Consider the following 22,507-nt stretch of genomic DNA (forward strand, 5'->3'; position numbering starts at 1 on the left):
GAGAGGCTCGTGACAACAAAAAAGCGAATGAACAAGCGAATTTTACTTGTGGGAATGGGAATTTTTCTTGGTTTTATACTTTTGACACTACGCTTGTGGTGGGTACAGGTGGTAGAGGCTGGATGGATTAAAGACAAGGGTGAGGCTCAGTGGAATCGAAAAACGACTTTATTGCCTAAACGAGGAAGCATTCTAGATCGAAATGGGGAAGTTCTTGCTTTTGAGGGACGGGCCTATCTAGTGGAAGCCCAGGTGCGTCCTAAGAAATTGGCAAATGGTCAAAACGACACGGATGATTATGTAAAGGACCCCGTGATGACGGCGATGAAACTAGCTACCGTGATAAATGAACCGCAGTCCAAAATTTTGGAACGTCTTACTAAGAATCCGAATGCAATCTGGGTGAATTTAGGGCCTGAAGCCGCCAAAATAACCTTGGAACAAAAGGAAAAAATCTTAGCTATGCAATACCCTCTAGATGAAAAAGGGGTTAAATCCAAGCAAAATCAATTACCGGGGATCAAAATCTCAGAAACAACCAATCGCTTCTACCCAAAGGGGAAATTCGCAGCTCATGTCTTAGGATTTCTCAATGCTGAAGGAACACCTGTAATGGGGATTGAACGACAATTTAAGAATGATTTGAAGGGTGAGGAAGGCACTCTAAAGATGGTGAAGGATGCGCTAGGCTATCCACTGCCAGATGGACAAACAGAATTTAAAGCTGCAAAAGATGGTCAAAATATCAAGCTTACTCTTGACGATCAGATACAAACATACGTAGAAGAGGCATTAGATAAAACAGATGCGGCATTCCATCCAAAAGGGATGTCAGTAATTGTATCTGATCCAAATACGGGCGAAATCCTCGCGATGGCCAATCGTCCGCAGCATGACCCTAACAATTACCGTTCGATCGTTAATTATATGAATTTCGGTGTGAGCTATACGTTTGAGCCGGGTTCAACCTTTAAGATTATTACACTCGCAGCTTCTATTCAAGAGGGGGTATTTAATTCTAATTGGTCCTTTAAATCAGGACATTATAAGGCATGGAAGACTGGAGCGGCTATCTATGATCATAATCGTATTGGATGGGGCACGATTACCTATTTAAATGGTGTGCAACGTTCCAGTAACGTATTATTTGCTATGCTAGGTAACGAAAAGCTGGGACAATCTAAACTTGAGCATTATTTTAAAGCCTTTGGTTTTGGGAAAAAGACAAATATTCAGTTACCTGCGGAAGAAGTAGGGAACTTAACTAACGTTGAAAAGTTTAATAAATTTTCACCGCGTGACTTGGCTGTTACTCCGATTGGACAAGGGGTAACGGTAACGCCGATCCAGCAGGTCATGGCTGTGGCCGCTATTGCAAATGGTGGTAAATTAATGCAACCACTTATTGTAAAAGAGCGTATCGATCCACGGACGGGTCAGGTAATCGAGCGGTATCAGCCTAAAGAGGTTGGACGTCCGATCTCAGAGGCAACGGCACGTGAAACGCGTAAGATTTTGCAAACAGTCGTTGATGGCGATATAAAGTCAGGAGCGACTGGGCGTAACTTTAAATTGCAGAATTTTAGCGTGGCTGGGAAAACCGGTACAGCACAGAAGTATAATGAGCGAGGAAAAATCATTGATAATAAATATATTTACTCCTTTATTGGATTCGCTCCCGTAGAGAATCCGAGACTGGTTGTTTATATTGTAGTCGATGATCCGGGTGGAGGGGCATCCTATTCAACTGCTAGCAGGGATGTAATTGCGCCCATGTTCCAAGCGATTATGGAGAAAAGCTTGCAATACTTGCAGGAGAAGCCAGATCGAAGTGCCTTGGCTGCTCAAGCTACTGTGGTGGAGGAAAAACGGCTACAAGAATCCACTGTACCTCAACTTACAGGTATCCCGTTAAAGGAAGCGAAGGAACGGGCGAAGCAGGCTGGTTTTAAGGTAGAAGTGGTTGGTCAGGGAACCAATGTAATTAATCAAATTCCAGCCGCGTATGAAAAAGTAGGCAGTACCACGACCATACTGCTTGCCTCCGATGGGAAAGCCTCAATGAAAATGCCTGATTTTAAGGGGAAATCGTTGCGGGAAGTACTAGAGTATGGCAATTTGCTAAATATTGCAGTAAGCGCTACTGGTAGCGGATATGTAGTGGAACAAAACGTAGAAGCGGGTACAATCCTGACAGGAAAAGAGACGATTCAAGTGAAGCTGTCTCCTGCATATGTGTCTGTAGACAAGTAGTTCTAACACTCCTCTTTGGCGAATAGGGTAGGAAAAGACAAACCTTATTGGCAGGGAGGAGTGTTTGCTGTATGCGGGTTTCCAATGTTACCGTGCGTCGGCGCATATTCATTGCACTCGTGGTGGGAATATTCTTGTTTATGGCGATGGTTTCTCGGCTTGGCTACATCCAATTAGTGCAAGGACAATGGTTGCAGGATGAAGCGAATGACCTATGGAGCCGCAATGTCAAATTTGAAGCAAAACGCGGTAACATCAAAGACCGACATGGTGAGGATTTGGTGAAAAATACAACGGTTCCCTCCGTGATGGCCATACCGGCACAAATAAAAAATCCTGAAGAGACAGCTAAGAAGCTCGCCATTATTTTAGGACAGTCAGAGCAAAAGATACTTACTGAAATAAGCAAACGTTCTCAAATGATTGTACGAGTTCCAGGCGGACGAAAAATAACACAGGAAAAAGCGAAGGAAATACAAGCTCTTGCCCTACCAGGAGTGAAAGTAGCAGATGATTCAAAGCGCTTCTACCCAAATGGTTCGTTCTTAGCGCAGGTGCTAGGTTTTACTGGAATTGATAATCAAGGTCTAACTGGGTTGGAAAAGATGTATGATAAAATATTGACGGGTACGCCAGGTCATGTATCCTTTCCTGCAGATGCGGGTGGGCGTGCTATGCCTGGACACGCGGAGAAGTATGTGTCGCCAGTTAATGGCATGGATATGTACCTAACCATTGATAAACAAATTCAGACCTTTATCGAGCGTGAACTAGATCAGGCAATGGTTGCTTATCAGCCAGATGATATTCTGTCGATAGCGATGAATCCAAAAACAGGCGAGATTCTGGGAATGGCTAGCAGACCTACCTATAACCCAGACCGTTATTTAGAGTTTGCACCAGATATTTATAATCGTAATTTACCGATCTGGAAAACGTACGAACCAGGTTCTACATTTAAAATCGTTACATTAGCAGCGTCCTTAAATGAAAAAGTTGTTGATTTGAAAGAAAGCTTTTTCGATCCAGGTCATATAAATGTAGCTGGGACATTTTTACGTTGCTGGAAGAGGCAAGGGCATGGTTCAGAAACGATGCTAGAAGTAGTAGAGAACTCATGTAACCCCGGGTTTGTGGCAATGGGGCAACGTCTTGGAAAAGAAAGGTTGTTTGAATATATCAAAAATTTCGGTTTTGGACAAAAAACCGGCGTTGATTTAATTGGAGAGTCAAATGGAATCTTGTTTAAATTAAGCCGTGTTGGGCCCGTTGAATTAGGAACGACATCGTTTGGGCAGGGGGTATCAGTAACACCGATTCAGCAGATGGCAGCCGTCTCAGCGGCAATCAACGGCGGTAATTTGATGAAACCTTACATTGCCAAAGAGTGGAGGGATAGTGTAACGCACGATATTGTCGCTCGTACAGTACCCACTCAGGTGCGTCAGGTTATTTCCGAGGAAACATCTAAACAGGTGCGCAGCGCATTAGAAAGCGTTGTTTCTCGCGGAACCGGGCATAATGCCTATATTGAAGGCTATCGGGTTGGCGGAAAAACGGGTACTGCCCAAAAATCCGTCAATGGACGTTATGCAGCGAATGAATATATTGTATCCTTTATTGGATTTGCTCCTGCAGATGACCCGCAGATTATCGTATACGTAGCTGTTGATAATCCAAAAGCACAAGCATTTGGAGGTACGATCGCAGCCCCTGTTGTCAAAAATGTGTTAGAATCCAGTCTGCCTTACCTTAATATAGAAAAACGCCCTAGCGATATTGAGCGGGAGATTGCTTACGGAGATAAAAAGTATGTGGAGGTGCCTAATTTAATCGGTATGGCCATCAAAGAAATTGCAAATTCATACTATACAATGCCATTAGAAGTTTCTGGAAAGGGAACTCATGTGATTAAACAGTCTCCGAAACCAGGAATAAAGGTGGAGGAAGGCTCAAAAATTCGCGTCTACCTTGGTGACAAAACGGCCAATTAGCTATACAATAGATGTTCGTAGAGGGAGATAGCTTTTTATCTCCCCTTCTTATCGCATTTCTACTTTTGAAAAGAAACATCTTTTGTCTATACTAGTTGGAGATTGGGGTGCCATTGTATGTTGTTAAGGGAGTTACTTGCTCCTTTGCTAGTCAGTCACATTATGGGTGATGACCAGGTTGTTATCACAGGCATAACGGCTGACTCGCGTAATGTTAAGCCCGGGGACTTATTCATCTGTCTGTCTGGTTTTACTGTAGACGGTCATGAATTTGCAGCCCAAGCGGTAGAAAAGGGAGCAATCGCCATTATAGCTGAGCATGAAATCGAGGTGGACAAAACAGTTGTCATCGTACCAGATTCAAGGCGGGCAATGGCATTCTTAGCGGATCGGTTTTTCGGCTCTCCGTCACAGAAGCTAAAACTGATCGGCGTTACAGGAACCAATGGAAAGACGACGACGACACATTTGATTGATAGAATTTTAACCGACCAACAGAAAAAGACGGGCTTGATTGGAACGATCCATATGCGGATTGGAGATCAAATTGAAAAGGTGAAAAATACGACACCAGATATTATTGATCTACAGTCTAGTTTCCGCCGAATGTTGGATATTCATACGGATTATGCCATTATGGAAGTTTCCTCACACGCTCTTGATATGGGACGTGTACATGGCTGTGATTATCATACAGCGATTTTTACGAACATGACGCAGGATCATTTAGATTATCATAAGACATTTGACAACTATCGTCAGGCAAAATCACTGTTATTTGCTCAATTAGGAAATAGCTATGATCAACAATCGCTCAAAACAGCGATTTTAAATGCAGATGATGAGGTATCGAAGTATTTTGCTCATGTAACACCAGCTCGTGTGCTTACATATGGAATAGATCAGCCAGCGGATGTGAGAGCTGTATCTATCCGTGTTACATCTGCTGGAACTAGCTTTACCGTGCAGAGCTTTGCTGGAGAAGCAACAGTAAATATGAAATTAATGGGCAAGTTTAATGTATATAATGCATTAGCAGCCATTGCAGCTACCCTTGTTGAAGGAGTTCCGCTGGCGGCTGTTATTAAAAGCTTAGAGGAGATTCCAGGGGTAGACGGGCGTTTTGAACCTGTGTCGCTTGGACAGGATTATGCCGTAATCGTTGACTATTCCCATACGCCGGACAGCTTAGAAAATGCACTGGCAACAGCTAAGGAATTTGTAACAGGGCAACTCATCTGTGTGGCGGGCTGCGGTGGAAATCGAGATCGTACGAAACGTCCAATTATGGCTCAGATCGCAACGAAGTACGCTGATTATAGCGTCTTAACCTCAGATAACCCTCGTTTTGAGGAGCCAGAAGCCATCTTGGCTGATATGGTAGGTGGCATCCAGAACGTCGATCAGAAACGCTTCACGACAATTGTGAATCGACGTGAAGCCATTTTCCACGCTATTTCGCAGGCAAAGCCGGGGGACTGTGTCCTCATAGCAGGAAAAGGGCATGAAACCTATCAAGAAAGTAAAGGTGAGATCTTTCCGTTTGATGATCGGGAAGTAGCAAAGGAAGCTATCCATGAACAGAAAAGAAAGTAACAACTATGACTACTCGTTAGCTACTATGCAAGAAAGGAGGTAGGGGCATGCCATTTGATAATGTCTTATTTATAACAATCATTGCAGCCTTTCTCATTGCTGTTTTAATTGGTCCGCTGTTTATTCCCATGCTTCGCCGATTAAAGTTTGGTCAAAGCATTCGTGAAGAAGGCCCCCAATCTCACCAGAAAAAAGCGGGAACACCTACTATGGGGGGAACCATCATTGCTATGGCTCTCCTATTAACCGTGTTAAAATTTTCGAAGTGGAACACGGAGCTGTTGTTTTTGATTATTGTTACGTTTGGATACGGACTTATTGGTTTTCTTGATGATTTTATTAAAATTAAAAGAAAACATAATTTGGGTTTAACCGCGAAGCAAAAGTTCTTAGGCCAAATCCTGTTAGCGATTGGTGCTTACTATTTGCTATTGCAGATGAACCATCCAACAACGCTGACCATTCCAGGAACATCGTTAGGAATTGATCTGGGACTGTTCTATTTCCCTTTCCTTGTTTTTTTACTTGTGGGAAGTACAAACGCTGTTAATCTTACAGATGGCTTGGATGGATTGCTGGCAGGAACTAGTGCCATTGCTTTTGGAGCCTATGCGATTATTGCTTGGAATGCATCGAATATGGATACGGCTATCTTCAGTGCAGCGGTTGTTGGCTCTGTTCTAGGCTTTCTCGTGTTTAATGCTCATCCGGCACGGGTATTTATGGGTGACACTGGCTCGCTTGCCCTAGGGGGAGCGCTGGCTGGGATAGCGATCATGACCAAAACAGAGTTGCTGCTGGCGATTATCGGAATTGTTTTTGTCATTGAAACACTATCCGTTATTATTCAAGTTATATCTTTTAAAACTCGCGGAAAACGCGTTTTCCGTATGAGCCCCTTACACCATCATTTTGAGCTAACTGGCTGGTCTGAATGGCGTGTGGTGGTAACATTTTGGCTTGTAGGCATTCTATTTGCCGGATTAGGTGTTTATTTAGAGGTGATACGTTAACATGGATATGTATAGAGGAAAGCTCGTTGTTGTATTAGGTCTGGCGAAAAGCGGTGTGGCGGTTGCAAAACTGTTACACCGTTTTGGTGCTATTGTCATCGTAAATGATCAAAAAACACGTGAGGAAGCTACTGGATATGAAGAGCTAGAAGAGCTGGGGGTACAAGTGATTACGGGCGGACATCCGGATGATCTCATCTCCAAGGATGTAGCTTTAGTGGTAAAAAATCCTGGGATTCCTTATGAATCAAAACCAGTTCAGCAGGCATTAGCCATGTCTATACCAGTGATTACAGAAGTAGAGCTAGCCTATCGTTTGTCCAAAGCGCCATTAATCGGTATTACTGGCTCAAATGGGAAAACGACCACGACTACATTAGTAGGACTTATTTTGCACGCAGCTTCTGTGGATGCTATCGTTGGTGGAAATATTGGCACGGTGTTATGTAGTTTGGCGGAAGAGATGAAGCCGGATCAGTATTTAGTGGCTGAATTAAGTAGCTTTCAATTGATGGGAACCGATACATTCCGTCCTCATATTGCTACGATCTTAAATCTGTATCCAGCCCATCTGGATTATCATCATTCGTTTGAGGAGTATACCAAGGCAAAGTGTAAAATTTTTGCCAATCAGACGGAAGAGGATTATGCAGTTCTGCCATATGATCATGAACCCGTGATGAAGGTTTGCCAAAACATTCGAGCAAAAGCCTTCTATGTAAGTATTAAGCAAGAGGTTCCTTGCGGCGCATTTATCAAGGATGGCATTGTCTACTTTAAAAATGAGGACGGCAAGCTAGACGAGATTATGAAAGCTACAGAAATCTCATTGCCCGGGGAATTTAATCAGGAAAATGCTCTAGCAGCTATCGTGATGAGTAAATTAGCCGGAGCAGACTACGATGCAATGAAGCATGTATTACGCAGCTTTAGCGGTGTTGAACATCGTTTAGAATATGTCGATACGATTGCTGGTGTAAAATATTACAACAATTCAAAAGCTACTAACTCCGAAGCTGCTATTCGTGGGATTGAGGCATTTGGGGAGCCGGTTGTTCTTATTGCTGGTGGACTTGACCGGGGTGTAGATTTTGCTGAGTTAGTTCCACCACTACAAAACAAAGTAAAAGCAATTATCACTTATGGGCAAACATCTCCCATTTTACAGAAAAGAGCCGAAGAAGCAGGGATTGAACTTCGTTTTGCCGTCGATACTGTTGATAGTGCTGTTAAACAAGCAGCGGCTATCGCGGAAGCGAACGACGTGGTCTTGTTAAGCCCGGCTTGTGCTAGTTGGGATATGTTTCCTTCCTATGAAGTAAGAGGGAGCATGTTTAAGGATAGCGTGCATAAACTTAAAAACAAGCCTATATAAACCTGTCCCTTTGTAAGCTCAGACAAAAATGATAGCAAAGGGACGACGTACGAAAGGATGGCTTGCGATGAGTAAAGTACGTTCTGCCCCTGATTTTGTTATTATTTTTGTCACCCTTTTCCTACTAGGAATCGGGATTGTGATGGTTTACAGCGCCAGTGCCGTATTTGCCCAGCACAAATTCCAAGACCCGTACTTTTTTACCAAGCGGCAGATCATCTTCGCGATATTGGGGATTGTTTCCATGTATGTGATGATGAACATTGACTATTGGGTATGGAAGAAATGGGCCAAGGCTGGATTTATCGTAAGTCTGGCGTTGCTCGTGGTGGTTTTGGTTATTGGGCGAGAGGTTAATGGTTCAAAAAGTTGGCTTGGCTTTGGGTCCTTCGGCATTCAGCCCGGGGAATTTGCTAAATTTGGGGTTGCGGCTTTTTTAGCGAGATGGCTATCGGATAATCAAAAGAATATTGTTTACTTTAAAAAAGGACTGTTTCCTGCGTTGATAATCCCAGTTGCATGTTTCGGGTTGATTATGTTACAACCTGATTTAGGGACTGGAAGTGTGTTGATGGGAATGGCAATTCTAATGATCTTTGCCTCCGGAGCAAGAATAAGCCATTTTGTCGGGTTAGGGATGTTTGGCGTTATTGGTTTTGTCGGACTAATTCTGTCAGCACCATATCGAATGGCCCGGATTACTTCTTTTCTTGATCCGTGGTCGGACCCTTTAGGTTCGGGCTATCAAATCATTCAGTCATTATATGCAATTGGGCCAGGAGGTCTGTTAGGACTTGGATTGGGAGAGAGCAGGCAAAAGTTTTCCTACTTACCGGAGCCGTACAATGACTTTATTTTCTCCATTATTTCTGAGGAATTAGGCTTTGTTGGTGGGACGCTGGTACTCCTATTATTTTTGTTGCTGTTATGGCGAGGCATGCGAGTAGCGATTACTGCTCCTGATTTGTTTGGGAATTTGCTTGCTCTAGCTATTATCGGCATGATCGGCATCCAAGTAACGATTAATGTAGGCGTTGTAACGGGGATGTTTCCTGTAACGGGTATTACCTTGCCATTTTTAAGCTACGGTGGCTCCTCGTTGACGCTCATGCTAACACAGGTAGGCATCCTGCTAAACATCTCCCGCTTTTCCAGATGACAGATAACATAAAGAGAGATGGGTGATATTATGAGAGTCGTGTTAACAGGGGGAGGAACTGGAGGGCACATCTATCCGGCGCTTGCGGTTGCAAAAGAAATTTTGCGTCATGAACCGCAAGCTGCCTTTTTGTATATTGGTACCCATAAAGGGTTGGAATCCACGATTGTTCCTAAATTTAACATTCCCTTTCAAGCAGTAGAGATAGCAGGCTTTAAGCGAAAACTCTCTTTTGATAATGTGCGCACAATCCTGAAGTTTATACGTGCGGTATCTGATTCAAAACGGATGCTCAAAGAATGTAAACCGGATGTGGTGATCGGTACAGGAGGTTATGTTTGTGGCCCTGTTGTGTATGCCGCAGCTAAGCTTGGTATTCCGACAATTATTCACGAACAAAATATTGTACCTGGGATTACAAATAAATTTTTATCGCGTTATGTGAAGCAGGTAGCGGTCTCTTTTGAGGAGTCGTTGCCGTTTTTTCCACAGAAAAAAACAAGCTTTATTGGTAATCCGCGAGCTACGGAAGTCATACATAGCGATCCTAGTAAAGGGAGAAGCATGCTAGGGCTACCAAGTGACAAAAAGATCGTGCTTGTTGTGGGAGGAAGTCGCGGTGCTAAAGCGATCAATGAGGTGACACTTGCATCACTGGCTCAGTTTCATACGTATTCTGACTGTCACTTTGTCTATGTAACAGGCGCTGTGCATTATGAATCGATAAAGGAACGTATTGATAAAATGACAAACCGACCAAGCAACTTTACGCTGGTTCCATACGTCGATCATATGCCAGATCTGCTTGCAGCAACGCATGTCATCATCAATCGAGCTGGAGCTTCTTTTTTAGCAGAGATTACGGCGCTTGGTATTCCGTCCATTCTCATTCCATCTCCGTATGTAACAAATAACCATCAGGAGAAAAATGCACGAGGCCTAGAAAGAGCTGGTGCAGCAGCTGTTATCGTTGAAAAAGACTTAACCTCAGAGAAATTGATGTCCACGCTTCACAGTATGTTGACAGATGAACAAAAGTGGAGCAATATGCAAAAAGCATCACTCTCATTAGGGATGCCGGAAGCTGCAAGTAATCTTTATCAACAGATAGTAAAAGTCGTAAATCGCTAATAATAGGCGTTTGTCACGCTAGATCGGAAATGCGCATAGTATGAGAGCAAACGCGTGATTGAAAAAGTTCCGACCTAGCATTTGTGTCAGGAGGTTCTTATGAAGCATGTAGCAGAAGCATTAGAACAAGCAAATGTTGGAAAGGTATGGGTTGAAGAACCTCTCGCCAAGCATACGACATGGCGAATAGGGGGACCGGCAGACCTGATGATCCAGCCTACAGATAAAGAAGCGCTCATTCGAGCGGTTCAAATTATCCATCAACATGAAATTCCCTGGACTGTTATTGGACGCGGTTCCAACCTTCTAGTGAGGGATGGAGGGATACGTGGAGCCGTGTTTAAGGTGGCTCAGGGTTTAAGTCACTGCGAGTTTCAGGGAGAAACGGTGTGTGTTGGTGCAGGGTACTCTATGGTACGCTTAGCAGTAGAGGCAGGAAAGCAGGGCTTAACTGGATTAGAATTTGCAGGCGGGATTCCTGGATCTGTTGGAGGAGCTGTCTACATGAATGCCGGGGCGCATGGATCTGATCTTTCACGTATTCTAACAAGTGCCGAAATCCTTTTCAACGATGGAGAGACGAAGATAGTGAGCAAGGAAGAGATGCAGTTTAGCTACCGCACATCCCTATTGCAGCAACGCAAGGGTATAGTTATCGAAGCTACTCTTCAATTACAGACAGGTGACCGCAGAGAGATTGCTAAGTCGCTAGCAAAGTTTAAAGATCGTCGGCTCAGTACGCAACCTTTCAACTCGCCTTGTGCGGGGAGCGTGTTCCGTAATCCGCCTGGAGATCATGCAGGACGTCTGATTGAAGCGTCAGGGCTAAAAGGCTTTACCATTGGGGGAGCTCAGATATCAGAGATGCATGCTAACTTCATCGTAAATCGAGGAGGGGCCACGGCGACCGACGTCCTCACCCTAATTGAGTATGCTCGTGCTACGGTACTGAAAAACTTCAACGTGGATTTGCATACGGAGGTTTTGGTGATCGGCGAGGGGTAACACGGAGGTGAAAGTTTGGAAGCTTTTGCTATCGAAGGTGGAAAACCTCTGTCCGGAACGCTACGGATTCATGGAGCCAAAAATGCTGCTCTGCCAATTCTAGCTGCGACTGTACTCGCTGAAGGGCAGTTTCATATCTACGATGTACCACATTTGAAGGACATAGAAGTAATGCTCAAAATTTTGAGCGAAATTGGAGCGAGGGTAAGCCACGAGGATCATACAGTCACGGTTGATACGACAGGTGTCAATCAGACTCAAGTACCTGAAGATTTAATGGGACAAATGCGTTCTTCCATTTTTCTTATGGGGCCACTATTAGCCCGGCTAGGGGAGGTAACCATTTCACGTCCAGGAGGCTGCGCCATCGGGGAGAGAAGAATTGACCTTCATCTCTCAGGTCTAGCTGCTTTAGGTGCCCAATACACTGATGCTGAGGGCTATATTACTTTCCGTTCACCAGCGCTCGAAGGTACTAAAATATTCTTAACGTTTCCAAGTGTAGGTGCAACGGAGAATATTATGATGGCTGCTGTTTTGGCAAAAGGTACGACCCGGATTTATAATGCCGCACGCGAGCCCGAAATCATTGATCTGCAAAATTTCCTAAATTCAATGGGAGCAAAAGTCCGCGGAGCAGGAACGGATACCATAGAGATTGACGGTGTTCCAAGGCTGAGAGCCATCAGTTATCGTGTTATCCCGGACCGGATCGTGACGGGCACGCATCTGTTAGCTGTAGGATTGTCAAAAGGGCATATAGAACTGAGTAATACAATTCCAGAACATTTGACAGCTTTGGTTGAATTGGTACGTGGCAGCGGTGTTGAAATCAAAACATACCATGATATAATGGAGATAAAAAACACTTCTCGTCCACGGGCGATTAATCGCATTATGACGTCTCCCTATCCTGGTTTTCCAACTGATTTGCAAGCACAGATGATGGTTTTTCTGTCTTTAGCAGATGGAACCAGTCTGATGAAGGAGACAGTGTTCGAAGGCAGATTTAGGCATGTGACTGAATTAGAGAGAATGGGTGCTTCCATCTTTGTTGACCTAGGAACAGCTTTTATCCGTGGTGTGGATAGATTTTATGGGGCTACAGTGGAAGCTACAGACCTGCGTGCAGGAGCTGCACTCGTATTGGCTGGTTTAGCTGCCCAAGGCACTACTATTGTTGAACAAACGCAGCATATAGATCGAGGGTACGAACGTATCGAGAAACAACTGCAACAGTTGGGTGCTTCTATCTCTCGTATAACCATATAGCATACAAAAGTGGGGGAGCGGCATGGATGTTATGCCGCTTTTCACGCTGTAAATGGATAGGGAATTGCGAACTGTAGGGGGGAGAATATTTGAATAGGTATAAAGACGACAGAATACCGCTCGTTAAAAATGCTACACCACGTAAGAAAAAAGGAAACCGCCGTTTAATTATTATCCTGGCTATCTTTTTCGTACTAGTCTTAAGCGTAGTATTCTTCCGCTCTCCTTACAGTAAGGTAACTGATATTCAAGTCTATGGTAACATCTTATACACGAAGGAGCAGATTATTCAGGCGTCTACTCTTACCAACGGCATGCAGTTTTTAAATGTGTGGGATAGTGATGTGGAAGCGGGTATTTCCACATTGAAGGGCATTAAAGATATCTCGATTTCCCGTGATTTCCCCGGTGTTATTCGCTTAAATATTCAAGAATACCGCCGAACAGCCTTGTATGTAAATGGACAAAAGCAACCGGGCTATTTATTAGAGGATGGGACGATTTTAACTCCCCCAACCCAAACGCTTATGATGGACAGACCTATTATTCAATCTTGGTCTAGTAAAGATCCAAAAACGTTAAAGCAGTTAGCCGAAGCTCTTATTTCACTACAAGGCGGCGTTCTCCACCAAATCTCTGATCTATCGCTATTGCCTACCAAATATGATAGTCAGCAAGTGGTGCTAAATATGCGCGATGGAAATGAAATTCGTAGCACTCTCTCTCAGCTAAAGAAAAAACTGCCCTGGTACCCCTCTATTGTGCAGGAGATTCCCAAGGGTCAAAAAGGAATTGTTAACCTTTTAGATGTGACGTGGTTTGAGGAATACAGTCATCATGTGACGAACCAACAACAATTACAGCAGCTAACAAATCCTGATGGTAGCTTAATAAATGAGCCAGGGACAGACACGTCTGCTAATGGAGATACACAAAATCGAACGCAGGATCAATCTTCGCAAACAACGGACAACAACGATCCAAATAATCGGAACCAGCAGAATGGACAAAATACAAACAATCGACAAAATGGCATTCAGAATAATGGAAATGGTAACCAAAATGAAGGAAGCTCGAATAACTCAAGCCTAAATAATCAAAGCACAGGCAATAGCCAGAATGAGAATCAGAACCAAAACCAGAACCAAAACCAGAACCAAAACCAGAACCAAAACCAGAACAATAGCCAAAGCAACAACGCGGCCAATAGGAACCAAAATACCGATTCAACAGAAGAAACGACCACATCTTTTGAATAAAAATCGAGGAGTTCAAGCAACTAATAAAGCCAGCTAAGTGTCTAGAAGGAAAATGAAAGGTGACAAAAGGCATGCGAGTTAGGAAATTTCATGTTTATCTTACGCTGGTCATGTTTAGTACCGGATTTCTGATGGCTAACTCCATCGAGCTGACCCAGCTACATAAAAAAGTGGTGCAAACAGAAAAAGAATTTCAACAGGAAACCAAGCTGAATGAACGCATTATTGCAGAACGGGAAAAGAATCGGGCACTTGAGCAGCAATATGCAGATACTCAGCGCAAAATATCTCAGGTAGAGACAGCGATGGCCAATCATCAATCAGAAGCGGCAGCTCTCTTAACAGCACTAGACCGCGCGCGTTTGCTAGCTGGAACGGTACCAGCGACAGGAGCTGGTGTAATGGTTACCCTTCGAGATAACCCTAGTCCGATTAGCACGAATGTTGTACAAAATATCGTACATGAACAAGACATTTGGAGAGTGGTTAATGAGCTATTTGTTGCTGGAGCAGAGGGAATCAGTGTGAATGACCAACGCCTGGTTACCAGCTCCTCGATTCGTTGCGTTGGACCTACTGTGATTGTAAACGGGGTAAAATCAGCAGCGCCCTTTGTGATTAAAGCAGTGGGAGACCCTGGTACTTTAGAAGGAGCGCTTCATTTACCAGGCGGGGTGATTGATTCTTTTGAAGGGTTTATAAAAATTGAAACAGCGAAGAAAGATTCCATTGAACTACCTGCTTTTGTAGGTGATGTGAAAATGGGAACAAGCTCTTCCTCCTAACAGGTGATACCATGCTGGAAAACCGTAAAATTACGTTTATATTAACCATTATTAGTGCTATCATAGGAATTATGCTAGCAACCCAAATTCAGAGCACAAAACATCCTAAACAAGCGGATGCGAGAAGTGTGATTGAACTTCGTAAAGCTCTACTGAAAGAACAAGAAAAAAGTAAGAACCTTTTAGCCGATATATCTAAACAGGGAGAACTTTTAGCCCAATATGAAGCATCCCTAAGTTCTGTAGAGACAATCGGTGTTATGAAAGAAGAATTAAACCGAACCAAAAAATTAGCAGGTCTTGATGTTGTAGAAGGAAAGGGTATTATCATTCGTATTGAAAACATGGAGGTGCCACCTGGCAATCAGTGGGAAGGAGACGCTCCACACGAATTAGCATCGAACCTGATGCTTGATGTTGACTTACGCTGGCTGACCAATGAGCTTTTAGCAAATGGAGCTACTGTGATTGCTATTAATAATAATCGACTTATTTCTAATAGTTCAATCCGAAATGTAGGCGAAGAAATCCAAGTGGATACAAAAACGATCCGCTTGCCTTATGAAATTAAGGCACTTGGAGATCCAGAAACCTTACTGAGCAGCATGAAGCTAGAAGGGGTTGAAAGCACGTTTCAATCGATGAATAAAATTGTAAAAATGGAAGCACAGGATCATCTAATTATCCCGCCTTTCACAGGGAACAAGCAGATGCGGTTCATGAAACCGGTGAAGTCAAAAGGAGATTCATAATAATGTGGTTGCCGATTGTAGGTTTGATTGCAGGAGTAATAGCGGGATTTTATCTAAACATCAATGTACCTCAAGAATATAGTAGCTATGTATCAATTGCATTGTTAGCTGGTTTGGATACGATTTTTGGTGGCATTCGGTCTTATTTGGAGCGAGTGTTTAATGTTCGGGTCTTTTTATCTGGGTTCTTTTTCAATACGCTGTTTGCCGCTGGATTAGCTTTTTTAGGAGCTTTTCTCGGTATTGATCTATACATGGCAGCGATTGTTGCATTTGGGGTACGTTTATTTAATAATCTGGCTATCATTCGTCGCATTCTGCTGGCCAAATGGTTAAATAAGCGTGATGTGTAAATAAATAAGCATCGGGTTCAACCAAATTATAACTTGGTTACAATTACCATTGTGATTTTTAAAAAAGATTGTAAGAAAAAAAAGGGAATGGGTATCCTGTGTGGAATAAAATATGCAGATGTCATCACTTATTTAAAGTACAAGTTGAACTAGGGGAGGTGTCACTGGTTTGGTAAACAGTCAAAATGATCTTATTGTCAGCATCGATATTGGTACCTCTAAAGTACGCGTTATGATTGGGGAAGTAAATAACGGTAATATCAATATTATTGGTGTAGGCCAATCCCATTCAGAAGGCATTAGCAGAGGAACTATTGTAGATATCGACCAAACCGTGCATGCAATCCGAGAAGCAGTCGATCATGCTGAACGTATGGTAGGGGTAACAATTGAAGACGTTTATGTCGGAATCTCTGGCACCCATATAGAGCTATTCGAAACGCAGGGCGTGGTAGCCGTTTCCAGTGAAGACCGCGAGATTCGTGAAGAGGATATTGATCGTGTCGTTCAAGCTGCAAAGGTTGTCGCACTTCCGCCAGATCGTGAAATTATCGATGTCGTACCGACGGAATTTGTTGTTGATGGGTTAGGAAAGATAAAAGATCCTCGGGGAATGATCGGTGTTCGTCTTGAAATGGAGGGTACTATTGTCACCGGATCCAAAACAGTGATCCACAATGTTGTACGATGTGCACAACGAGCTGATTTGCAAGTTGCGGGTATCTTTTTGCAACCATTGGCTGCAAGCTCGGTCGCATTGACTAAGGACGATAAGAATCTAGGTGTTGTTCTAGTTGATATTGGCGCGGGCTCGACCACCATCGCAATCTTTGAACAGGGTCAATTAGTAGCTACTTCCACCCTCGCAATTGGTGGAGACCATATCACCAATGATATTGCTCTCGGTTTACGCACACATACAGAAGTAGCAGAAAAAATGAAACGAAAACATGGATGTGCTCTGATTGATGAAGCATCCGATGAAGAAAAATTCAAGGTAACGCGTATCGGCAGCGAAGTGGAAAAACAATTCACTCAAGTCGATCTTGCCAATATTATCGAACCACGTGCCGCAGAGATTTTCAATTTGATTGAAGACGAAGTGTATCGTCTTGGGTTCCAGAATGAAATCGCTGGTGGATATGTTTTAACCGGTGGCACGGTTTGCATGCCGGGTATGTTGGAGCTTGCGAATGAAGAGCTTGCAGCACCTGTACGCATTGCTATACCGGATTATATTGGTGTGCGTGACCCGGGATATACCATCGGTGTGGGCCTCATTCAATATGCCTCGATGCTGACGAATTATACGGCCAAGAAGCCTGCCCCTGCAAAAGCGGCAAGCCGTCCGGCACCTTCAGCACCGAAACGGGATTCTCAAGGGAATTTCATTGAAAAGATGAAGAATTGGTTTAGCGAATTCATTTAAACAAACCAACCGAACAGATAAAGAAGTTCAATAAAATTCGCCCCGTCGTCCTACAACAACGGGTTTTTAACAAAATTGAGAAAAGCGTGTATGAATGAATGAGGAGGAACTTTCAAGATGCTCGAATTTGACTTGGATATGGAACAATTAGCGCAAATCAAGGTTATTGGTTGTGGCGGCGGTGGCAGCAATGCTGTAAACCGAATGATTGCAGGCGGAGTAAAAGGTGTTGAATTCATTACGGTGAATACTGATGCCCAGGCGCTGCACCTGTCTAACGCTGATATCAAGCTACAAATCGGGGAGAAGCTGACACGTGGTCTTGGTGCAGGTGCGAATCCTGATGTAGGTAAGAAGGCAGCAGAGGAAAGCCGCGAATTGGTTGAGAATGCACTGCGCGGGTCTGATATGGTATTTGTTACTGCAGGAATGGGTGGAGGTACCGGTACTGGTGCAGCCCCTGTGATTGCTGAAATTGCTAAAGAATTAGGTGCTTTAACAGTTGGGGTAGTAACAAGACCGTTCTCTTTTGAAGGACGTAAACGCTCTTTGCAAGCTGAAGCGGGTATTGCTGCTTTAAAAGAAAAAGTAGATACACTCATTGTTATTCCAAATGATCGTCTACTTGAAATCGTTGATAAAAATACGCCTATGCTAGAAGCTTTCCGAACAGCTGATAATGTACTAAGTCAAGGTGTACAGGGTATCTCTGATTTGATTGCAACCCCTGGTTTGATTAACCTTGACTTTGCTGATGTCAAAACCATTATGACCGAGCGTGGATCTGCTCTTATGGGTATTGGTGTCGCTAGTGGAGAAAATCGTGCAGCAGAGGCCGCACGTAAAGCAATCTCCAGTCCATTACTAGAAACATCTATTGATGGAGCTCGTGGTGTACTTATGAACATTACGGGTGGTACTAGCTTGAGCTTGTATGAGGTAAATGAAGCAGCCGATATCGTTTCCTCTGCAGCGGACCCAGAAGTAAACATGATTTTCGGTGCGGTTATTAACGAAGATTTAAAAAATGAAATCCTAGTAACAGTAATCGCAACTGGTTTTGCTGATAACCAACGCCATGTTGCAACGGCAACACGCCGCCCGCAGGCTGAGCTACAACAACAAGCTACTCGTAGCGCAGCACCGCAACAACCATCCGTTCCTTCACGTTCTCGTGAAATGGAAGAAGACAAGTCTATTAATCTAAGCAACTTGGATAATCTAGACATCCCGGCATTCTTGCGTAATCGTCGTCGTAAGAAATAATAAATCGGATAAAATAGTGTAGAGAAAGAATAAAGCTTCATCTACAACTAACAAGCATAGAAAAACCTTGTTTTCTGTAAAGAGAGCAAGGTTTTTTTGTTATTTTATTTATAGCATATGAAATTAAAAAACTTTATTTTTGAAAAATGTTAATGAAGGCAGCTTCAGAAAAGGGAGCAGCTTTCCTATGTAGTTGAAATGTCATTCCATCGAAATGTAGATTGGTCATAAAAGAGTTGAAAATAAGTGGTTTTTTCATGTTTTAGCTGAGAAATCTTCCAGATGAAAGTGCTGGCTAAAAGCTGTGTACCCCGTCCTAGGTAACTATCAAAAAATCATTAGTTGTTTACGTTTCATCCTTCCCAATTCTACTTTAAGAAATGAGTTTACTAGAATCTGCTGAGGGCTTTCTTTTTTATAAATTTATAAGCAAGGGCGATTGTTTTTAGGTCAAGAATTCTATTGATTGGTAACCCAGCCTATTGTCAAGGAAAACGGGATTATTTCACCATGTTTTTTCAACAAAAAAAGGGAAAAAATGCGGTCAAGTTTTGACAGACTTTACATATACATTGAGATATACTGTTTTTGCCAGACGGAGGTGAAGACAGTACATGGTCGTCTATCTGGATATCATTCTACTCCTGAATTTTGTAATTGATGCCTTATTATTATGGTTTACCGCTTTTTTTCGAAAAGAACGCATCATTTGGTGGAGATTGTTGCTTGCATCAGCAGTAGGAAGCTGTTATGTGGCCTTTTACTTTTTTCCAGCCTTTTCAGGAATATATGCGTGGTTTACAAAGCTACTTTTCTCTCTATTTATTTTATGGATTGCATTTGGTTTTAAACGACTTACACACTTTTTACATCATCTGGCTATTTTTTATTTTGTTTCCTTTGTTTTTGGAGGAGGGGTATATGCCCTTACTCTATTGACTACGAGTCAACATGAAATTATCCAAGGCATCTTGGTGACTCATAACGATAGTTTTGGAGTAGGAACAAAGCCAACATTACTTATCGTGTGTCTAGGGGTTGTGCTGGTATTTCTGCTAAGCAGGAAAAGCTATCAGTCAATTCAGGAACCACGAAAAATAGAAGCATTTTTAGTGGAGGTAGAGGTGAAAATCTCCAGTCAAGTAATTATATGCCGGGGATTGGTTGATACGGGCAACCAATTACATGAACCCATAACGCGTATCCCTGTCATGGTTATGGAGTCTCGATTATTTGAACAAATTTTGCCATTACCTATTTTAGAAGTAGCAAGAGAGGAGGGGGAGAAACTTCAGAGATTGGAGAAAACACTGGATGAACTTCCGCTGGAGTGGCAAGGGAAACTACGCCTCGTACCGTTTCGGAGTGTGTCTAGGGGAATGGATTTCATGGTAGCCATTCGTCCAGAGCAGGTGACAGTAATACACAATGGGCTGCGCCTCGCTTCAGAACGTGTATTAATTGGGTTAAACCCCATTGCCTTATCAGCAGACGGCAGATATGAATCAATTGTGCATCCCGCATTAATCCAACGCCAGGAAATAAATGAAGTCACCCATGATATTGAACCAGTTCAACCAGCTAACAAGATAAAAGGAATTCATACATCATCATTAGAACAGGAGGGCTAGCATGTACGTAAAAATTTGTCTATATGTCCAATTAATGTGGTATCGCATCTTGCTCAAAATTGGAGTGAAAGCAGAAGAAATCTATTACATAGGTGGCAGTGAAGCGCTTCCCCCGCCCCTAACACGCGAAGAAGAAGAAGTCTTGCTCGCTCGCCTTCCATCCGGTGATGGAGCCGTTCGAAGTATGTTGATTGAACGCAATCTACGCCTAGTTGTTTATATTGCCCGAAAATTTGAAAATACGGGTATTAACATTGAGGATTTGGTTAGTATTGGGACGATTGGTCTAATTAAAGCAGTGAATACTTTTGATCCTGAAAAAAACATCAAACTGGCTACCTATGCTTCTCGTTGTATTGAAAACGAAATTCTGATGTATTTGCGTCGTAATAATAAGATACGTTCAGAAGTATCATTTGATGAACCTTTAAATATTGATTGGGATGGAAATGAGCTATTGCTCTCGGACGTTCTGGGCACAGAAAATGATACGATCTACAAAAATATTGAGGATCAGGTGGACAGAAAATTATTGCATAAAGCGCTCGACAAGCTCTCTGACCGAGAGCGGGTGATTATGGAATTACGCTTTGGATTAGCGGGAGAAGAGGAGAAGACGCAAAAGGATGTGGCTGATCTCTTAGGTATCTCACAATCGTATATTTCGCGTTTAGAAAAGCGAATAATCAAACGACTACGAAAAGAATTTAACAAAATGGTGTGACGCATAATTTATGAACCTCTGGAAATACTGTTCCTATCCATACCAGAAAGTGGTTTTTACAAAACCATTTTCCCTGCCGCCCTGTTTTTTTAAACGGGATCATTTGCTCCTTTTTCTTGCATGCAAAAGTGAGAGGGCAATAAGGCAGAGTACATACGGATAGGGACTTTTTTTCTCTGAGGAGGGAATGGTGTGTCGCGCAACAAGGTTGAGATTTGTGGAGTAGACACTTCAAAGCTTCCGGTACTAAACAACAAAGAAATGCGGGAGCTCTTTGAACGATTACAGAGCGGTGAGCACTCTGCCAGAGAAAAGTTGGTGAATGGGAACCTACGTCTGGTGTTAAGTGTTATTCAACGGTTTAATAATCGGGGAGAATATGTAGACGATCTGTTTCAGGTGGGATGTATCGGTTTGATGAAGGCGATTGACAATTTTGATCTTGGGCAGAACGTTAAATTTTCGACATATGCTGTTCCAATGATTATAGGAGAAATCAGACGATACCTGCGCGATAACAATCCGATTCGCGTATCGCGCTCCCTGAGAGATATTGCTTATAAAGCGTTGCAAGTACGCGACAGTTTGACGAATAAGCACTCTCGCGAACCCACCATCGTGGAAATTTCTAGTGCCTTAAATGTATCGAAAGAAGATGTCGTGTTTGCTCTCGATGCAATTCAGGACCCCGTTTCTTTATTTGAACCGATCTATCAGGACGGAGGAGATCCTATCTTTGTAATGGATCAGATCAGTGATGAAAAAAACAAGGATATCTTCTGGGTAGAGGAGATTGCTCTTCGGGAAGGCATGCAACGTTTAGGGGATCGAGAAAAAATGATTTTGTCCATGCGCTTCTATGAAGGAAAAACTCAGATGGAAGTAGCAGAGGAAATTGGGATATCGCAAGCACAGGTCTCAAGATTGGAAAAAGCGGCGATTTCCCATATGCAAAAGCATGTTCAATCCTAGCTGATATAGCACCCAAAGAATGAACGAAAGGCCAGTTCCCATTGGCAGAATTATAGCAGGCTTTATACCCATGCCTTGTTCAAGTGATAACATATTTCTTGAACAGGGCTATTTTTAATGGAACTACTTTTTAAAACGAAAGGCACATATACATAATAGCGAGAGCTTGGAAGGAGAGTAGTTGAAAAGAAAGAGTGGTGAATTCCTATGGTGAAAATTTCAGAATTTCAAATCAAAGAAGTCGTTAACATTATAGATGGGAAGCGTTTAGGACAAATTTCTGATTTAGAAATCGATTTAAAAGCAGGGCGTGTCGATGCGATTGTCGTTCCAGGTGAAGGTCGTTTCTTCGGATTGTTTGCAGGCTCAAATGAGTATGTTATTCCTTGGCGAAATATTGTTAAGATTGGGAAGGATGTTGTACTGGTTCGATTAGAGGAACCCATTAAACTGGAGTCCAAGCATGCTGATGAGGAGCTTTCCTAAAAATTGACGAAAAGCAAAACAGATATCGAAAAATCAGAGTGATTTACTTGCC

At 42.9% G+C, this 22,507-nt stretch carries 19 protein-coding genes; all 19 read left to right on the forward strand.

The features are described 5' to 3' along the window. Window positions 1–9 precede the first annotated feature (9 nt). The 19 genes from AYJ08_RS14065 to AYJ08_RS14155 all read left to right on the forward strand — a co-directional run bounded on the left by AYJ08_RS14065 (window position 10) and on the right by AYJ08_RS14155 (window position 22,455). The gene (locus tag AYJ08_RS14065; protein ID WP_064018254.1) at window positions 10–2,253 is read left to right on the forward strand and encodes a PASTA domain-containing penicillin-binding protein; all 2,244 of its coding nucleotides are present in this window, start codon (window positions 10–12) and stop codon (window positions 2,251–2,253) included. A 71-nt stretch (window positions 2,254–2,324) separates the two neighbouring features. Next, a complete protein-coding gene (locus AYJ08_RS14070; RefSeq protein WP_064018255.1) occupies window positions 2,325–4,247 on the forward strand; it encodes a stage V sporulation protein D in 1,923 nt (640 codons plus the stop codon). 117 nt (window positions 4,248–4,364) lie between these two features. Beyond that, on the forward strand, window positions 4,365–5,843 hold the full coding sequence (locus AYJ08_RS14075; protein ID WP_064018256.1) for a UDP-N-acetylmuramoyl-L-alanyl-D-glutamate--2,6-diaminopimelate ligase: 1,479 nt from the start codon (window positions 4,365–4,367) through the stop codon (window positions 5,841–5,843). A 47-nt stretch (window positions 5,844–5,890) separates the two neighbouring features. Beyond that, the gene (gene mraY / locus AYJ08_RS14080) at window positions 5,891–6,856 is read left to right on the forward strand and encodes a phospho-N-acetylmuramoyl-pentapeptide-transferase (RefSeq protein WP_003336690.1); all 966 of its coding nucleotides are present in this window, start codon (window positions 5,891–5,893) and stop codon (window positions 6,854–6,856) included. Between the two features lies 1 nt (window position 6,857). Next, complete coding sequence (gene murD, locus AYJ08_RS14085) at window positions 6,858–8,231, forward strand: UDP-N-acetylmuramoyl-L-alanine--D-glutamate ligase (RefSeq protein ID WP_064018257.1); 1,374 nt, start codon at window positions 6,858–6,860, stop codon at window positions 8,229–8,231. Window positions 8,232–8,298: 67 nt separating this feature from the next. Beyond that, window positions 8,299–9,390 carry a stage V sporulation protein E gene (gene spoVE, locus AYJ08_RS14090; protein ID WP_064018258.1) on the forward strand — a complete coding sequence of 364 codons (1,092 nt, stop codon included), beginning with the start codon at window positions 8,299–8,301 and terminating at the stop codon, window positions 9,388–9,390. A 30-nt stretch (window positions 9,391–9,420) separates the two neighbouring features. Beyond that, window positions 9,421–10,521, forward strand: coding sequence for an undecaprenyldiphospho-muramoylpentapeptide beta-N-acetylglucosaminyltransferase (murG, locus tag AYJ08_RS14095; RefSeq protein ID WP_064018259.1), 1,101 nt, complete (start codon window positions 9,421–9,423; stop codon window positions 10,519–10,521). Between the two features lie 99 nt (window positions 10,522–10,620). Next, the gene (gene murB, locus AYJ08_RS14100; RefSeq protein ID WP_031413471.1) at window positions 10,621–11,526 is read left to right on the forward strand and encodes a UDP-N-acetylmuramate dehydrogenase; all 906 of its coding nucleotides are present in this window, start codon (window positions 10,621–10,623) and stop codon (window positions 11,524–11,526) included. A 15-nt stretch (window positions 11,527–11,541) separates the two neighbouring features. Next, window positions 11,542–12,798, forward strand: coding sequence for a UDP-N-acetylglucosamine 1-carboxyvinyltransferase (gene murA / locus AYJ08_RS14105; protein WP_064018260.1), 1,257 nt, complete (start codon window positions 11,542–11,544; stop codon window positions 12,796–12,798). 89 nt (window positions 12,799–12,887) lie between these two features. Then, window positions 12,888–14,057, forward strand: coding sequence for a cell division protein FtsQ/DivIB (locus AYJ08_RS14110; RefSeq protein ID WP_064018261.1), 1,170 nt, complete (start codon window positions 12,888–12,890; stop codon window positions 14,055–14,057). 71 nt (window positions 14,058–14,128) lie between these two features. Further along, window positions 14,129–14,842 carry a DUF881 domain-containing protein gene (locus AYJ08_RS14115; RefSeq protein WP_064018272.1) on the forward strand — a complete coding sequence of 238 codons (714 nt, stop codon included), beginning with the start codon at window positions 14,129–14,131 and terminating at the stop codon, window positions 14,840–14,842. Between the two features lie 11 nt (window positions 14,843–14,853). Further along, a complete protein-coding gene (locus AYJ08_RS14120; RefSeq protein WP_031413477.1) occupies window positions 14,854–15,594 on the forward strand; it encodes a DUF881 domain-containing protein in 741 nt (246 codons plus the stop codon). 2 nt (window positions 15,595–15,596) lie between these two features. Next, complete coding sequence (locus AYJ08_RS14125; protein WP_003336699.1) at window positions 15,597–15,947, forward strand: small basic family protein; 351 nt, start codon at window positions 15,597–15,599, stop codon at window positions 15,945–15,947. A gap of 169 nt (window positions 15,948–16,116) precedes the next feature. Next, entirely contained in the window at window positions 16,117–17,376 is a 1,260-nt protein-coding gene (ftsA, locus tag AYJ08_RS14130) for a cell division protein FtsA (RefSeq protein WP_031413478.1), read from the forward strand. A gap of 117 nt (window positions 17,377–17,493) precedes the next feature. Continuing rightward, window positions 17,494–18,642: a cell division protein FtsZ gene (ftsZ, locus tag AYJ08_RS14135; RefSeq protein WP_064018262.1), complete on the forward strand. Its 1,149-nt coding sequence runs from the start codon at window positions 17,494–17,496 to the stop codon at window positions 18,640–18,642. Between the two features lie 614 nt (window positions 18,643–19,256). Beyond that, window positions 19,257–20,273 (forward strand): sigma-E processing peptidase SpoIIGA, encoded by a 1,017-nt coding sequence (spoIIGA, locus tag AYJ08_RS14140; protein ID WP_064018263.1) that lies wholly within the window; start codon window positions 19,257–19,259, stop codon window positions 20,271–20,273. A 1-nt stretch (window position 20,274) separates the two neighbouring features. Next, a complete protein-coding gene (gene sigE, locus AYJ08_RS14145) occupies window positions 20,275–20,997 on the forward strand; it encodes an RNA polymerase sporulation sigma factor SigE (RefSeq protein WP_064018264.1) in 723 nt (240 codons plus the stop codon). 192 nt (window positions 20,998–21,189) lie between these two features. Further along, complete coding sequence (sigG, locus tag AYJ08_RS14150; protein WP_003342662.1) at window positions 21,190–21,969, forward strand: RNA polymerase sporulation sigma factor SigG; 780 nt, start codon at window positions 21,190–21,192, stop codon at window positions 21,967–21,969. A 207-nt stretch (window positions 21,970–22,176) separates the two neighbouring features. Beyond that, window positions 22,177–22,455 carry a YlmC/YmxH family sporulation protein gene (locus AYJ08_RS14155; RefSeq protein WP_031413481.1) on the forward strand — a complete coding sequence of 93 codons (279 nt, stop codon included), beginning with the start codon at window positions 22,177–22,179 and terminating at the stop codon, window positions 22,453–22,455. Window positions 22,456–22,507 lie beyond the last annotated feature (52 nt).

Source organism: Brevibacillus sp. SKDU10 (assembly GCF_001645205.1).
GTDB lineage: Bacteria > Bacillota > Bacilli > Brevibacillales > Brevibacillaceae > Brevibacillus_B > Brevibacillus_B halotolerans.